This is a genomic window from Kitasatospora sp. NBC_01560, from assembly GCF_045208415.1.
Classification (GTDB): Bacteria; Actinomycetota; Actinomycetes; order Streptomycetales; family Streptomycetaceae; genus Kitasatospora.
Map to the genome: position 1 here is coordinate 3,419,035 of NZ_CP109364.1, position 15,599 is coordinate 3,434,633.

Sequence of the window (15,599 nt, forward strand, 5' to 3'; positions counted from 1 at the left end):
CTCCAGAGTGCGGGGTTCCGGTATTCACGGGCATCAACGGGCCGGGGTCACGGCCGCTTGGCGAAGCCGAGCGAGCGCCGCTTCTTGTAGGTCGGCCCGGAGGACGCCTCACGGGTGGTGCGGTAGCGGGCCAGCGTGCCGAGCCCCGGGCCGCCCTCGTCGTCCCCGGTGGCGGCGGCCACCGGGTCCTTCCCGAACCGGCGGCCGATCAGCATCACCGCGGGCACCACGAAGGGCGCCAGCAGCAGGTCGTAGAGCAGCGCCGTCGCCACCAGGCTGCCGAGGCCGACGTGGCGGGCGGCGGTGTCGCCGACCAGGGCGCCGACCATCGCGTACAGCAGGGTGGAGGCGATCGCGGCGACCGCCACCACCAGCAGTGCGGTGGAGACCGAACGCTGCCGGCCGTGGTCCGGGCGGAGCAGCCCGGCGGCGTAGCCCATCAGGCAGAGCACCAGCGCGTAGCGGCCGATCGCGTGGTCCGAGGGCGGCGCGAGGTCGGCCAGCAGGCCGGCCGCGAAGCCGACCAGGCAGCCGCCGGTCGGGCCGTAGACCATGGCCAGGCCGACCACCACGAGCAGCAGTATGTCCGGGGTGGCGCCCGGGAGTTGGAGCCGGCCGAAGACGCTGACCTGAAGGAGCAGGCCGAGCAGGACCAGGACGGCGGTGACGGGGACGCGGGCGAGGCGCATGGCTCAGTTCCCCCCGGAGGGCTTGGCGGGCGGTGCGGCGGCGGCCGGTGCCGCGGGGGCCTGGCCCTGCGCGGCGGGCGCGGGCGGCAGGACGGCGTCGCGCGGGTCGGTGCGCGGCGGTACCACCACCACGCCGACCAGGTCGAGCCGGGTGAACTGGACGAAGGGCTCGACCAGGACGGTCTTGGTGAGCTGGCCGGGGTTGGCCTCGACCTGGACCACCTTGCCGACCGGGACGCCGGGCACGAACGGGCGGCCGCTCTGCGAGCCGAAGGTGACCAGCCGGTCGCCCTCCTTCACCTGGGCCTTGCCGTTCAGCAGGGAGACCTTCATGGCGCTGGTGCCGCCGCCGGAGGCGAAGCCGATCTCGCCGGTGCCCTCCAGCCGGGCGCCGGCGCTGAAGCCGGGGTCGGAGGCGAGCAGCACGGTGCAGGTGGTCGGGGCGACGGTGGTGATCCGGCCGACCAGGCCCTGGCCGTTGATGACCGTCATGTCCCGGGTGAGGCCGTCGTCGCTGCCGGCGTCGATGGTGATGGTCCAGGAGAAGCCCTGCGCCGGGCCGATCGCGATGACCTGGGCGGCCTTGACGGTGTAGCCGCCGGCGCCGGCGGTGCGCAGCAGGTCGTCCAGCTGCTTGGTGCGCCCGCCGGCCGCGTCGGAGGAGGCGAGCTTCTGGCGCAGCTCGGTGTTCTCCCGGGCCAGCTGGTCGGTGCGGCCGCTGTGGGTGGCGGCGTCGCGGAAGGCGCGGACGGTGTCGGCCACCGGGTCGACCACGGTGGCGGCGCCGCGCTCGACCGGGCCGAGTGCGCCGGCGGCGGCCCGCCGGGCACCGCCGAGCGGGGAGCTCTCACCGCCCTTGATGTCCACGGTGATCAGTGCGAAGGCGACGGCCACCAGCAGGATGAGCAGCAGCCGGCTCTCTCGTGTGTCCCTCACGGTGCTGGTACTGCCCCTTCGTACCTGGCCGCCCACCCGGGCTGTGGGGCCCGGGCGGGGGCCGTTCCAGTGTGACTGTCCGGTCTGTGGTGCTAACGGCGCGGCTGGGCGTCGAGTACCTGCTGGAGGGCCTCGAACTCCTCGACGCACTTTCCGGAGCCGAGCGCGACCGAGTCGAGCGGGTTCTCGGCGATGTGGATCGGCATGCCGGTCTCGCGGCGCAGCCGCTCGTCCAGTCCGCGCAGCAGGGCGCCGCCGCCGGTGAGCACGATGCCCCGGTCCATGACGTCGCCGGCCAGCTCGGGCGGGCACTGGTCGAGGGTGGTCTTGACGGCGTCGATGATCGAGTTGACCGGCTCGTCGATCGCCTCGCGGACCTCGGCGGCGGAGATGACGACGGTCTTGGGCAGGCCGCTGACCAGGTCGCGGCCGCGGATCTCGGCGTGCTCGTCCTTCTCGCCCTCCAGGGCGAAGGCGGAGCCGATGCTCATCTTGATCTGCTCGGCGCTGCGCTCGCCCAGGAGAAGCGAGTACTCCTTCTTGATGTGCTGGACGATGGCGTTGTCCAGCTCGTCCCCGGCGACCCGGATGGACTGCGCGGTGACGATGCCGCCCAGCGAGATCACGGCGACCTCGGTGGTGCCGCCGCCGATGTCGACCACCATGTTGCCGGTGGCCTCGTGGACGGGCAGGCCGGCGCCGATCGCGGCGGCCATCGGCTCCTCGATGATGTGCACCTGGCGCGCGCCGGCCTGCGAGGAGGCCTCGATGACGGCGCGGCGCTCGACTCCGGTGATGCCGGAGGGCACGCAGACGACGACCCGGGGGCGGGCGAGGTAGCGGCGGCGGTGGATCTTGAGGATGAAGTAGCGGAGCATCCGCTCGGTGATCTCGAAGTCGGCGATCACGCCGTCCTTGAGCGGGCGGATGGCGACGATGTTGCCCGGGGTGCGGCCGATCATCTTCTTGGCCTCGGCGCCGACCGCCAGGATGCCGCCGGTGTTGGTGTTGACCGCGACCACGGACGGCTCGTTGAGCACGATCCCCTTGCCCCTGACGTACACCAGCGTGTTGGCGGTTCCGAGGTCGATCGCCAGGTCGCGGCCGATGAACGACAGGTTGGTTGCCATGGGGTGTAGGTGCCTTCCCGGGCTCGGAGTCATTGCGGGGGTGGACGAAAGCGCGCGCCCACGGCTTGGGCAAAGGCCAGCTGACCAGCCGTACCGGGCCCTTGAGTCGCGTCCATCGTAGTCACGCCGGCCAGTACGGACGTCGACGTGGGGCATACCGTCCATTGTCCGGAGCGTGATCGCTTCTCCGGGCATTGGGACGCCGTGTCGGCACTCCCAGTTCCCTATTTCACGATAAGAATGCCCCGGCCGGGCCAATGGTCCCGACCGGGGCACCCGAAGGTCCCGGACCCCGGAGGCGTCAGGCGTGCGCGGGGAAGAAGATCTTGATCTCGCGCTCGGCGGACTCCGCGGAGTCGGAGGCGTGGATCAGGTTCTCGCGGGTGATGGTCGCGTAGTCGCCGCGGATGGTGCCGGCGCCGGCCTCCAGCGGGTTGGTCGCACCGGCCAGCATCCGGATGCCGGGGACGACCTCCTCGCCCTCGACGATCAGCGCGATCGACGGGCCGGAGGTCATGAACTCCAGCAGCGGCTCGTAGAACGGGCGGCCGACGTGCTCCGCGTAGTGCTGCTCCAGCGTCGCCCGGTCGAAGGTGCGCAGCTCGACGGCGGTGAGCTGCCAGCCGGCCTTGCGCTCGATGCGGCTGATGATCTCGCCGGCCAGGCCGCGCTTGACGGCGTCGGGCTTGAGCAGGACGAGAGTGCGCTGGGACACGGTGCTTCTCCTGGGGAATCGGTTCGGCATGCACTCGGTCGGGTGCGCGGAGTGCGACTACGGCAGAGGTTACCTTGCGTGAGCAGGCGGGCCGCCGACGGACCCCGGGGGCCCGCCCCGGACCCTGCCGGGCGCCCGGGGCCGGGCGCCGGTCCGGCAGGATCCGGGCTGCTAGGCCGCGGCGGGTGCCGGCCCGGCGGCGCGGGCGGCCTTGAACTCGTCGATCTTGCGGCCGTAGTGCACCGAGCACCACCAGAGGCCGGCGAAGACCACGCCGAGGGCGAACATGGTCGGCAGGATGAAGCCGCTGGCGATCAGGCCGAGCTGCAGCGCCCAGCCGACCGCCACCGCGCCGGGGCGGGTGATCATGCCGCAGAGCAGCACGCAGAGTGCCATGGCGATGCCGGTGACGGTCCAGACCGTGCCGGTGGGGACGTCGGAGAGCCGCATCGCCACCAGGCCGGCGAACATCGCGAGCAGGGCCTCACCGATCAGGGTCGAGGAGCAGAGCGTCCGCATCGTCACTTCCTCCCGAGGAGCAGGCGGGCCTCGCCCACCGTGATGACCGAGCCGGTGATGAGGACGCCGGCGCCGCCGAGGTCGCCCTCCTCCTCGGCGAGGGTGACGGCGGCGGCGATGGCGTCGTCGAGCCGGGGCTCGACCTGGACCCGGTCCTCGCCGAAGATGTCGACGGCCAGTGCGGCCAGCGAGTCCACGTCCATGGCCCGGTGGGTCGAGTTCTGGGTGATGACGACCTCGGCCAGGATCGGCTCGAAGGCCTCCAGCACGCCGGCCACGTCCTTGTCGCCGCTGGTGCCGATCACGCCGACCAGGCGGGTGAAGCCGAAGGACTCGCCGAGCGCGGCGACGGTGGCCTGGGCGCCGTCCGGGTTGTGGGCGGCGTCCAGGAGGATCGTCGGGCTGCGGCGGACGACCTCCAGCCGGCCCGGCGAGGCGACGCCGGAGAAGGCCTGGCGGACCTTGTCGACGTCCAGCTGGCCGCCGCGCGCGCCGCCGACGCCGAAGAAGGCCTCGACCGCGGCCAGCGCCAGTGCGGCGTTCTGCGCCTGGTGGGCACCGTGCAGCGGGATGAAGACGTCCTCGTAGTCCTTGCCGCCGAGCCCGCGCAGCGTCATCAGCTGGCCGCCGATGGCGATCTCACGGCGGATCACGCCGAACTCCATGCCCTCGCGGGCCACCGTGGCGTCCACCTCGACGGCGCGCTTCAGGATGTTCTGGGCGGCGTCCAGCTGCTGCTGGGCGACCACCGCCACCGCGCCGGCCTTGATGATCCCGGACTTCTCGACGGCGATCTGGCCGGTGGTGTCGCCGAGCTTGTCGGTGTGGTCGAGCGAGATCGGGGCGATCACGGCGACGGCGGCGTCGATGACGTTGGTGGCGTCCCAGGAGCCGCCCATGCCGACCTCGATCACGCCGGCGTCCACCGGGGCGTCGGCGAAGGCGGCGTAGGCCATGCCGGTCAGCACCTCGAAGAAGGACATCGGGACGGGCTGCTGGGCGTCGACCATCCGCACGTACGGCTCGATGTCGCGGTAGACCTCGACGAACCGCTCGGGGCTGATCGGGGCGCCGTCCAGGCTGATCCGCTCGGTGACGCTCTCCACGTGCGGGCTGGTGTAGCGGCCGGTGCGCAGCTCGAAGGTGTTGAGGAGCTGCTCGACCATCCGCGCGGTGGAGGTCTTGCCGTTGGTGCCGGTGATGTGGATGGAGGGGAAGGACCGCTGGGGCTGGCCCAGGATGTCCATCAGCGCCTCGATCCGGTCGAGCGAGGGTTCCAGCTTGTTCTCCGGCCAGCGCTCGGAGAGCTCCAGCTCGACCTCGCGCAGCGGATCGCCCGGCGCGTCGTCGGCGGGGCGGAGGGTGTACGGGTTCGGGTCGGCCTTGTCGCTCACGACCACAGTCTACGGAGCCGCGCGGCGCGCTCCCCACTGGGCGCCCCGAAGCGGCCGCCGGGTGAGAACCACCACTTTGCCCCGGGTTGGCCGTTTTCCGCGTTTACTATCGATTTGGCGACATCAGACCGCAATGAAGCATCGATTCGCGCCACATGGAGACAAATCGCCATCGATTGCTAGGAGTGCGCCGCCATGCCCGACGCCCTGCCCGACGTCCTGCACGGTTACGCCGAGGCCCACCGGAGCGGGCTCGTCCAGCTCGCCGGGCTGGTCTCGCTGGCACTGCTCGCCTACATGGTCCTCGTCTTCGGCCGCTTCCTGCTGTACTGGGCCGGCTCCCGGCACGCCTTCCGGCACGACCGGCCGGCCGACCCCGGCGACCCGGCCGCCTTCCAGTGGCACCTGGTGATCCCCTGCCGCGACGAGGAGGCCGTCGTCGCGCAGACCCTCGCCGGGCTGCGGGCCGTCGCGCCCGCGGCCCACCTCTGGGTGGTCGACGACGACAGCGAGGACGCCACCCGCACCCTGGTGCTCGCCGCCGCCGCGCACGACGACCGGATCCACCTCGTCCAACGGCGCCGCCCGCACGCCCGGATCGGCAAGGGGGCCGCGCTCAACGCCGCCTACCGGGAGATCTCCGCCGCACTCCCGGCCGCGGCCGACCGCTCCCGCGTCGTCCTCGGCATCGTCGACGCGGACGGCCGGCTGGACGACGGCACGCTGGAGGCGGTCTGCACCGACCGGGCGATGGGCCGCCCGGACACCGGCGCCGTGCAGATCGGCGTCCGCATGCGCAACGCCGACGACGAGCTCCCGCTGCCCGGCCGCGGGCGGCTCGCCAACGCGCGGGCCCGCGCCCTGGTGCGGATGCAGGACATCGAGTTCCGGGTCAGCAACACCGGCATGCAGCTGCTGCGCCGGCGTACCGGCAGCGTGGGCCTCGGCGGCAACGGCCAGTTCGTCCGGCTCTCCGCGCTCGACTCGCTGACCGCCGAGGAGGGCCGCGAGGGCCGCCCCTGGCCGGAGCGGGCACTGCTGGAGGACTACGAGTCCGGGCTCGAACTGCGACTGGCCGGCTGGCGGCTGACGCACGTCACCGAGGCGCAGGTGTCCCAGGAGGGGCTGGTCTCGCTGCGGCGCTTCCTCACCCAGCGCACCCGGTGGGCGCAGGGCAACATGCAGTGCCTGCGCTACACCGGCCGGGTACTGCGCTCGCCGCACTACCGGGCGTCCGGCAAGGCCGAGGTGCTGTACACCTTCCTCCAGCCGGTGGTCTGCGTGCTGCTGGTGCTGCTGACCCCGGTCTCGCTCGCGATCACCGCGACCGGGCTGGCGCTCTTCCCCGAGGAGACCGCCGACTTCCAGCTCCGGTTCGGGCCGTACATGGCCGTCGCCTTCGTGGTCGCGACGCTGCCGATGGTGCTCTGGGGCTTCGCCTACCGCCGACTGGCGCACCCCGGCCGGAGCCGGCCGGCCGGGCTGCTCTGGGGCGTCCTGCTCTGGCTCTACGCCTACCACCTGTTCGTGGTCGCCACCCGGGCCGCCGTCCGGCTGCTGCTCGGCCGCAACGGCTGGGCCAAGACCAGACGCAACGCCGAGAGGGTCGCCGTCGGCGCCCCCACCGCCCTCGAAGGCTGACCTCGCCCTCGAAGCCCGGCCCCGCCCTCGGAGCCCGGCCCCGCCGGCGCGGCCCGGCCCCCACCCGCGCGGCCCTGCCCCGCCGCGCGGCCCGACCCGAACCCCCCGACACCTCCCGGAGCACCCCCATGACCATGTGCCCGCCCCCGCGGCCCGCCGTCCGCCCGCTCGCCCCGGCCAGCGTCGCCGTCGTCCTCGGCACCCGCCCCGAGCTCGTCAAGCTCGCCCCGCTGATCCACGAACTCGGCGATGCCACCCGGCTGGTGCACACCGGCCAGCACTGGGACGAGGCGATGTCCGGGCGCTTCCTGCGCGACCTCGGCCTGCCCCGCCCCGAGCTGCTGACCGGCGTCGGCGGCCGCCCCCGGGCCGGCCAGATCGCCCAGTCCCTCGGCCAGCTGGACGCCGCCTTCGCCGAGGACCGGCCCGCCGCCGTGGTCGTCCAGGGCGACACCAACGCCACCCTGGCCGGCGCACTCGCCGCCAACGCCCGGGAGATCCCGCTGGTGCACGTCGAGGCCGGGCTGCGCAGCTTCGACCGGGCGATGCCCGAGGAGCACAACCGGGTGATGGTCGACCACCTCGCCGACCTGCTCTGCGCCGCCACCGGGGAGAACGCGGCCAACCTGCGCGCCGAGTCGCTGGACGAGCAGCGGATCACCGTCACCGGCAACACCGTGGTCGAGGTGGTCCGCCGGCAGCTGCCCGAGGACACCGACCGGGCCGCCCTGCTCGCCCGGCACGGGCTCGCCGCGGACGGCTACGTGCTGGCCACGGTGCACCGCCCGGAGAACACCGACACCGCCGCGGCGCTCGGCGCCGTCCTCGCCGAGCTGGACCGGATCGCGCGGGCCGGCACCCCGGTGCTGTTCCCGATGCACCCACGCACCCGGGCCGCCGTCGAGCGGTTCGGGCTGGACGCACTGCTGGCGCGGATCGCCGTCACCGGGCCGGTCGGCTACGCCGAGTTCCTCGGGCTGGCCCGGCACGCCGCCCTGCTGGTCTCCGACTCCGGCGGAGTGCAGGAGGAGTGCACCGTGCTCGGCCGCCCACTGCTGGTCGTCCGCCGTTCCACCGAGCGCCCCGAGGCGGTGGACGCCGGCTTCGCCGCCCTGGTGCAGCCCGGCGAGGAGCTGGGCGCACTGGCGCGCAGCTGGCTGGCCGACTCCCCCGAGCGGCTCGCCGCCCTGGCGGCCACCCCGAGCCCGTACGGGGACGGCCTCGCCTCGGCCCGGATCGCCCGGCTGACGGCGCAGCTGGCCGAGGGCCCGCTCGCGGCCGCGGCGTGAGCTCTCCCACCAGGCCCTCTTGACAGCCGGATTGGTCTACTCCACCTTGTGAGGCAAGTCTCCTCCCCCGACAGGGACTTGAGTTGTCGGTAGCTCCCGTACGCGCACCATCGACACCCGGACGGCCCGCCCCCACGCGAGCCGACGGCCTCCCCCCACAGGAGATGGAGTCATGCCACCTGCCCGACACGCGCGCCCGCGCGCCGTCCACACGCTGCTGGCCGCGGCCACCGCGATCACCCTCGGCCTGAGCGGACTGGCACTCGCCACCGGCACCGGAGCGGCCGCCGCCACCGACGTCGAGCTGATCACCAACGGCGGCTTCGAGGACGGCAACCACCTCGGCGGCTGGACGTGTTCCTCGGCCGCGCCCGAGACGCCCACCGCCCACTCCGGCTCGTTCTCGCTGCGCTCCACCCCGAGCGGCAGCACGACCGGCGAGTGCACCCGGACCGTCACCGTGAAGCCCTCCTCGACGTACACGCTGAGCAGCTGGGTCCAGGGCTCGTACGTCTACCTCGGCGCCCGCGGCACCGGCGGCACCGACCCGAGCACCTGGACGCCCGGGGGGACCGGCTGGTCCAGGCTGAGCACCACCTTCACCACCGGCGCGGCCACCACCAGCGTCACCGTCTACCTGCACGGCTGGTACGGGCAGCCGGCCTTCCTGGCCGACGACGTCTCCCTGATCGGGCCCGGCGACCCCCAGCCCTCCCCGACCGCCACCACCCCGACCCCGACCGGCACCCCGTCGCCGACGGCCACGCCGACGACCACGCCGACGGTCACCCCCACGCCCACCGACACGCCGACCGACCGGCCCGGGCTGCCCAAGCACCTGCTCACCGGCTACTGGCAGAACTTCGACAACGGCTCCACCGTGCAACGGATCAGCGACGTCCCGGCCGCGTACGACATCATCGCGGTCTCCTTCGCGGACGCCACCAGCACGCCCGGCGGCCTGAGCTTCACCCTGGACCCGGCGCTCTCCTCGCGGCTCGGCGGCTACACCGAGGCCCAGTTCAAGGCCGACATCGCGGCGAAGAAGGCCGCCGGCAAGAAGGTGATCATCTCGGTCGGGGGCCAGAACGGCACCGTCGCCGTCAACAGCTCCGCCTCGGCGACGACCTTCGCCAACACCGCCTGGACGCTGATGCAGACCTACGGATTCGACGGCATCGACATCGACCTGGAGAACGGCGTCAGCGCCACCTACATGGGCCAGGCCCTCCACAGCCTGGCGGCGAAGGCCGGTAAGGGCTTCGTCCTCACCATGGCGCCGCAGACCATCGACATGCAGTCGACCGGGATGGAGTACTTCAAGCTGGCGCTGAACGTGAAGGACATCCTCACCATCGTCAACATGCAGTACTACAACTCCGGTGCGATGCTCGGCTGCGACGGGCAGGTCTACTCCCAGGGCAGCGTCAACTTCCTCACCGCACTGGCCTGCATCCAGCTCAAGGGCGGGCTGCGGCCCGACCAGGTCGGGCTCGGGGTGCCCGCCTCCACCAGCGCGGCGGGCGGCGGTTACGTCAGCCCGGCGGTGGTCAACAGCGCCCTGGACTGCCTGGCCGCCGGCACCAACTGCGGCAGCTTCAAGCCGGACACCAAGTGGCCCGGCATCGGCGGGGCGATGACCTGGTCGACCAACCACGACGCCAAGGCGGGCGGCGGGATCGCCGGCACCGTCGGCCCGCACCTGCACGCGATGCCGTAACCGTCCGTGCTCAGACTCCGGCCCGGGCCTCGGGGATCTCGGGGCACGGGCCGGAGTGCCGGCGGCGCAGCTCCGCGGCGATCTCGGCCAGCTCGCCGTCGGGCAGGAACGGCAGCATCATCGCGACGCCCTGGAGCAGGCCGCCGACCAGGAAGGTGGTGTCGGCGGTGGCCGCCACCAGCCCGCGGACCTCGGTGACCCGGCCGCCGGCCACCGCCTCGATCAGCCGGGCCGCGTCCGCGGTCTCCTCGTCCACCTCCACCGCACCGGTGTCGGCGGGCGCCCGCCGGGCCATCGCCCGCAGCACCCGGTCGCCGACCTCCGGCGCGTACGCCTTGCGGACCGCCTCGGCGGCGATCCAGGTGAGCAGGGTGGTGACCTCGCGGTGCGCGTGCTCGGCGAGGATCCGGTCCAGCTCCTCGTCGAACGCGAGCTGGTTCCCGTGCCGGAACGCGAGCAGCAGGGTCGCCGCTCTGGCCTTGACCCCCTCGACCGCCTCAGCAGGCAGTTCGTCGGCCAACTCCCTGGTCGCCACCACGCCGTGCCCTCCCGTTCGGTGCCGTCGATTCGGCGGAACTCCTGCACACCGTACACATCCGACCTGCTGACTTCCGCGAACCCGCGCGGGCAAGACCGGAATGAATTCGGGCGGAATAAGACCTCACCCGATCCAGGATGAATATTCGCCGGAAGGGAGCAACGCCATTGAGCTATTGGGAGCAGGAATGGCCGCGCCCGGGAAAAGGCCGAGGGGCCGCACCCCGCGTCGGCGGGATGCGGCCCCTCGGTGGGCGGCGGTCCGTCAGCCCTGCGGCAGCGCCGCGAGCTGGGCGGTGATCCGGGCGATGTCGGCCTCGGCGGCCTCCTGACGGCCCCGGATCTTGGCGACCACGTCGTCCGGCGCCTTGGCGAGGAACGCCTCGTTGCCGAGCTTGGCCGTGGTCTGGGTCTTCTCCTTCTCGGCGGCCGCGAGGTCCTTGGCCAGGCGCTTGCGCTCGGCCGCGACGTCGATGGTGCCGGAGAGGTCCAGCGAGACCGTGGCGCCGGCCACCGGCAGCGAGGCGGTGGCCGTGAAGCCCTCCTCCGGGACGGTCAGGCGCAGCAGCGAGCGGATCGCCGCCTCGTGCGCCACCAGCGGGGTGCCGGCCAGCTCCAGCTGCGCCGGGACCTTCTGGGTGTCCCGCAGGTTCTGGTCGTTGCGGAACCGGCGGACCTCGGTGACCGTCTGCTGCAGCAGCGCGATCTCCGACTCGGCGCCGGCGTCCCGGTAGCCGCTGTCCTTCGGCCACTCGGCGACGACCAGGGACTCGCCCCCGGTGAGCGCCGTCCACAGCGCGTCCGTGACGAACGGGACCACCGGGTGCAGCAGCCGCAGCGTCACGTCCAGGACCTCGCCGAGGACCCGGCGCGCGGCGTCGGCCTGCGCGCCGCCCTTGGCGAGGGTGGTCTTCGACAGCTCGACGTACCAGTCGAAGACCTCGTCCCACGCGAAGTGGAAGAGCGTGTCCGAGACCTTGGCGAACTCGTAGTCCTCGTACAGCCCGTCCACCTCGGCGACGGTCGCGTTCAGCCGGGACAGGATCCAGCGGTCGGCGGCGGTCAGCTCCTCCGGCGCGGGCAGCGGGCCCTGGACGGTGGCGCCGTTCATCAGCGCGAAGCGGGTGGCGTTCCAGATCTTGTTGCAGAAGTTCCGGGAGCCCTTGACCCAGTCCTCGCCGATCGGCACGTCGGCGCCCGGGTTGGCGCCGCGGGCCAGCGTGAAGCGGACGGCGTCGGCGCCGTAGGCGTCCATCCAGTCCAGCGGGTCGACGGCGGTGCCGGACGACTTCGACATCTTCTTGCCGAACTCGTCACGGACCAGGCCGGTCAGCGCGACGGTCTTGAACGGCGCCTGACCGTCCATCGCGTAGAGGCCGAACATCATCATCCGGGCGACCCAGAAGAAGATGATGTCGTGGCCGGTGAGCAGGACGTCGGTGGAGTAGAACTTCTCCAGGTCCGGAGTCTTCTCCGGCCAGCCGAGGGTCGAGAAGGGCCAGAGGCCGGAGGAGAACCAGGTGTCCAGGACGTCCGGGTCCTGGTGCCAGCCCTCGCCGGTCGGCGGCTGCTCGTCCGGTCCGACGCAGACGACCTCGCCCTCCGGGCCGTACCAGACCGGGATCCGGTGGCCCCACCAGAGCTGGCGCGAGATGCACCAGTCGTACATGTTGTCGACCCAGTCGAAGTAGCGGCGCTCCAGCTCCTTCGGGTGGATCTCCACCTGGCCGTCGCGGACGGCGTCGCCGGCCGCCTGGGCCAGCGGGGCGACCTTGACCCACCACTGCAGCGACAGCCGCGGCTCGACCACCGTGTGGCAGCGCGAGCAGTGGCCGACGGCGTGCATGTACGGGCGCTTCTCGGCGACGATCCGGCCCTGCTCGCGCAGCGCGCCGACGACGGCCGAGCGGGCCTCCAGCCGGTCCAGGCCGAGGAACGGGCCGTGCACGGTGATCGCACCGCGCTCGTCCATCACGCTCAGGTTGGGCAGGTTGTGGCGCTGGCCGATCGCGAAGTCGTTCGGGTCGTGGGCCGGGGTCACCTTGACGGCGCCGGTGCCGAACTCCGGGTCGACGTGCTCGTCGGCGACGACCGGGATCTCCCGGTCGGTCAGCGGCAGCTTGATGGTCCGGCCGACCAGGTGCCTGTACCGCTCGTCCTCCGGGTGGACGGCGACCGCGGTGTCGCCCAGCATCGTCTCGGCCCGGGTGGTCGCGACGACGATCGAGTCGTCGCCGTCCCCGTAGCGGATCGAGACCAGCTCGCCGGGGACCTCCTCGTGCTCCACCTCGATGTCGGACAGCGCGGTGAGACAGCGCGGGCACCAGTTGATGATGCGCTCGGCCCGGTAGATCAGGCCGTCGTCGAAGAGGCGCTTGAAGATGGTCTGGACGGCCTGGGAGAGGCCCTCGTCCATGGTGAAGCGCTCGCGCGACCAGTCCACGCCGTCGCCGAGGCGGCGCATCTGGCCGAGGATCCGGCCGCCGTAGTTCTCCTTCCACTCCCAGACCTTCTCGACGAAGGCCTCCCGGCCCAGGTCGTGGCGGGAGAGGCCGGACTCGGCGAGCTGCTGCTCCACCTTGTTCTGGGTGGCGATGCCGGCGTGGTCCATGCCGGGCAGCCAGAGCGCCTCGTAGCCCTGCATGCGCTTGCGGCGGGTCAGCGCGTCCATCAGCGTGTGCTGGAACGCGTGGCCCAGGTGCAGCGCACCGGTGACGTTCGGCGGCGGGATGACGATGGTGTACGGGGGCTTGTCGCTCTTGGCGTCGGCCGTGAAGTAACCGCGCTCCTCCCAGCGCTCGTACAGCTCGCCCTCTACCTCCGCCGGGGCGTAGGTCGTCGGAAGGGTGGCTGCGTCGTCCCCGGCGTGAGTGCTCGCGGGGCGCTGGTTCGTCGTGTCGGTCACGACACACAGTTTACGTAACCGCGGGCATGGGTTACGAACCGCTTTCGGTCCGCGGGCGGCGCGTGCCCGCTCCGGACGGCCGTCGGCCCGGTGCGATAGCGTGCCCGCACACTCGTCCGGTCCATCGTGCGGACACGGACGAATCCAGAGGGACGACAGGCCGCGGGTGCGGCGGGGGAGCACAGAGGCAGATGTACGGCCAGGGTCAGCAGTATCCGCAGGGTCAGCCGCAGCAGCCCTACGGGGCACCGCCCCCGTACGGCGCGCCGCCGCAGCCGCAGCCGCCCTACGGGGCCCAGCCGCCCTACGGCGCGCCCCAGCCCCAGCCCCAGTACGGTTACCCGCCGCAGCAGGGCGCCCCGGCACCGCAGTACGGCGCGCCGCAGCCGCAGTACGGGGCCCCGCAGCCGCCGTACGGCGTGCCGCCGCAGCAGGCCCCGTACGGCCAGCCGGGCTACCCGGTGGCACCGCCGCCGCGCAAGGGCAGGGCCGGGCTGGTGATCGGCCTGGTGATCGGCGCGCTGGTGCTCGGTGGCGGCGGCTTCGCCGCCTACAAGCTGGTCGGCGGCGACAGCGGCGGCACGTACAGGATCACCGCGGCGCAGTCGCTGCCGGACGGCTACACCCAGAAGTCGGCGAAGGAGCAGGCCGCCGACCCGAGCAAGGGCGACACCGCCAAGTTCGGCAGCGACCTCAACGTGCTGGTCGCCAGCTACGCCAAGGCCGCGGACCCGATGGACACGATCAGCGTGGTCGGCGTCTACGGGAAGCTCAACGACCCGGGCCAGATCATCGACGACTCCAAGAAGCCCGCCGACGGCGGCAACTGGACCACGCCGCTGACCGACTTCCCGGCACAGGACAGCAACAACTCCTCGGCCAAGCTCTCCTGCGGCGTCTTCGGCGTGCTCGGGGGCAAGACCCAGTCCACCGTCTGCATCTGGGCCGACAAGTCGACCACCGCGCGGGTCTCCTTCTTCAAGACCAGCCTCACCGGCGCCGCTCCGACGCAGCTCACCCCGGCCCAGGCCGCCGAGAAGACCCGGGCGATCCGCTCCGCCATGGTCACCGCCAAGTAGTCCGCCGCGCGCACCTCACCGACGGCCTGCCGCGCCACCGGACCACCGCGTCACCGCACCACCGGCCCGCCGCAATGCCGGCGCGCCGGCCGTCCCGTCTGCCACCCGGCCCCGGGTGGGAGTGCACCACGTCCGCCGTCCCCTGCTCTCCCCGGAAAGGGCCATCGTGACCGACCAGAACCCCTACGGCACCCCGCCGCCGCCCGCCGGCCAGCCGTACGGCGCACCCGTGCCACCCCTGCCGCCCGGGTACGGCGCCACTCCCCCGCCGCCGGCCGGTGCCCCGGGTTACGCCGGCGTGCCGCCGCAGGCCCCGCCGCCGGGCGCCCAGCCCGGCGCCCCGGGCTACGGCGGGTACGGCGCGTACGCCCCGGCGCCGCCGCGCAAGTCCCGCAAGACGCTCTGGATCCTGCTCGGCGTCCTCGCCGGTGTGCTGGCGCTGATCGGCGGCGCCGTCGCGTACTTCGTCTTCGACGTGACCTCCAACGCGGGCACCCAGAAGGTCGTGCTGCCGGCCACGTTCAAGGACCTCAGCAAGGACGACGACAACGAGATCGCCCGGAAGATGGAGGAGGAGATCACCTCCGAGTTCGGCAAGGGCGACGGCTCCTGGAACCCCACCGGGGTGAGCGCGGTGTACCAGGACTCCGCCCAGGACCCGCAGCTCATCGTGGTCGGCGGCTACGGCAAGGTGCTGCTGCCCAAGCAGGAGCTGGACGCCATGTTCAAGGGCTTCACCTCCGGCGGCCCGACCGTCACCAACCGGCACGCGGTCGACGCCGGCCCCAAAGGCGGCACCATGGAGTGCGCGAAGGCCACCCAGGAGGGCACCGACCTGGGCATCTGCGCGTGGGCCGACAACAGCAGCCTGATCCTGCTGATGAAGGCGCCCGAGGACGGCAAGGCGCCGGACCTGGACGCGCTCGCCGCCGACGCCCGTGACCTGCGCGCGGTCGCCGAGGTCCCGAAGTAGGCCCGGTACCCCGCGGCACGACGAACGACGAAGGGCCCCCGGAGACCTCAGCGGTCTCCGGGGGCCCTTCGG

At 72.7% G+C, this 15,599-nt stretch carries 13 protein-coding genes; 5 read left to right on the forward strand and 8 right to left on the reverse strand.

Annotated elements, in window-relative coordinates; all coding sequences use genetic code 11:
* Positions 1-47: 47 nt before the first annotated feature.
* The 6 genes from mreD to OH807_RS14705 form a co-directional block, all read right to left on the reverse strand.
* Positions 48-689 carry a rod shape-determining protein MreD gene (gene mreD / locus OH807_RS14680; protein WP_406198539.1) on the reverse strand — a complete coding sequence of 214 codons (642 nt, stop codon included), beginning with the start codon at positions 687-689 and terminating at the stop codon, positions 48-50.
* A 3-nt stretch (positions 690-692) separates the two neighbouring features.
* The gene (mreC, locus tag OH807_RS14685) at positions 693-1,625 is read right to left on the reverse strand and encodes a rod shape-determining protein MreC (RefSeq protein WP_406198540.1); all 933 of its coding nucleotides are present in this window, start codon (positions 1,623-1,625) and stop codon (positions 693-695) included.
* Between the two features lie 92 nt (positions 1,626-1,717).
* Positions 1,718-2,743: a rod shape-determining protein gene (locus tag OH807_RS14690; protein WP_305067939.1), complete on the reverse strand. Its 1,026-nt coding sequence runs from the start codon at positions 2,741-2,743 to the stop codon at positions 1,718-1,720.
* 313 nt (positions 2,744-3,056) lie between these two features.
* On the reverse strand, positions 3,057-3,470 hold the full coding sequence (gene ndk / locus OH807_RS14695) for a nucleoside-diphosphate kinase (RefSeq protein ID WP_406198542.1): 414 nt from the start codon (positions 3,468-3,470) through the stop codon (positions 3,057-3,059).
* A 171-nt stretch (positions 3,471-3,641) separates the two neighbouring features.
* A complete protein-coding gene (locus OH807_RS14700; protein WP_406198544.1) occupies positions 3,642-3,989 on the reverse strand; it encodes a DUF4233 domain-containing protein in 348 nt (115 codons plus the stop codon).
* Positions 3,990-3,991: 2 nt separating this feature from the next.
* On the reverse strand, positions 3,992-5,383 hold the full coding sequence (locus OH807_RS14705; protein ID WP_406198547.1) for a bifunctional folylpolyglutamate synthase/dihydrofolate synthase: 1,392 nt from the start codon (positions 5,381-5,383) through the stop codon (positions 3,992-3,994).
* Between the two features lie 195 nt (positions 5,384-5,578).
* On the opposite strand from OH807_RS14705, the gene OH807_RS14710 reads away from it, so the two are divergent.
* The 3 genes from OH807_RS14710 (at position 5,579) to OH807_RS14720 (ending at position 10,033) form a co-directional block, all read left to right on the forward strand.
* A complete protein-coding gene (locus OH807_RS14710) occupies positions 5,579-7,024 on the forward strand; it encodes a glycosyltransferase family 2 protein (protein WP_406198549.1) in 1,446 nt (481 codons plus the stop codon).
* Between the two features lie 128 nt (positions 7,025-7,152).
* Positions 7,153-8,313 (forward strand): non-hydrolyzing UDP-N-acetylglucosamine 2-epimerase, encoded by a 1,161-nt coding sequence (gene wecB / locus OH807_RS14715; protein ID WP_406198552.1) that lies wholly within the window; start codon positions 7,153-7,155, stop codon positions 8,311-8,313.
* A gap of 172 nt (positions 8,314-8,485) precedes the next feature.
* Positions 8,486-10,033 (forward strand): chitinase, encoded by a 1,548-nt coding sequence (locus tag OH807_RS14720; RefSeq protein WP_406198555.1) that lies wholly within the window; start codon positions 8,486-8,488, stop codon positions 10,031-10,033.
* Between the two features lie 10 nt (positions 10,034-10,043).
* On the opposite strand, the gene OH807_RS14725 is transcribed toward OH807_RS14720, so the two are convergent.
* On the reverse strand, positions 10,044-10,571 hold the full coding sequence (locus OH807_RS14725; protein WP_406198557.1) for a hypothetical protein: 528 nt from the start codon (positions 10,569-10,571) through the stop codon (positions 10,044-10,046).
* Positions 10,572-10,835: 264 nt separating this feature from the next.
* Positions 10,836-13,475, reverse strand: coding sequence for a valine--tRNA ligase (locus tag OH807_RS14730; RefSeq protein WP_406198559.1), 2,640 nt, complete (start codon positions 13,473-13,475; stop codon positions 10,836-10,838).
* Positions 13,476-13,666: 191 nt separating this feature from the next.
* On the opposite strand from OH807_RS14730, the gene OH807_RS14735 reads away from it, so the two are divergent.
* Positions 13,667-14,554: a hypothetical protein gene (locus OH807_RS14735; protein WP_406198562.1), complete on the forward strand. Its 888-nt coding sequence runs from the start codon at positions 13,667-13,669 to the stop codon at positions 14,552-14,554.
* A 166-nt stretch (positions 14,555-14,720) separates the two neighbouring features.
* Positions 14,721-15,527 carry a hypothetical protein gene (locus OH807_RS14740; protein WP_406198564.1) on the forward strand — a complete coding sequence of 269 codons (807 nt, stop codon included), beginning with the start codon at positions 14,721-14,723 and terminating at the stop codon, positions 15,525-15,527.
* Positions 15,528-15,599: the final 72 nt, after the last annotated feature.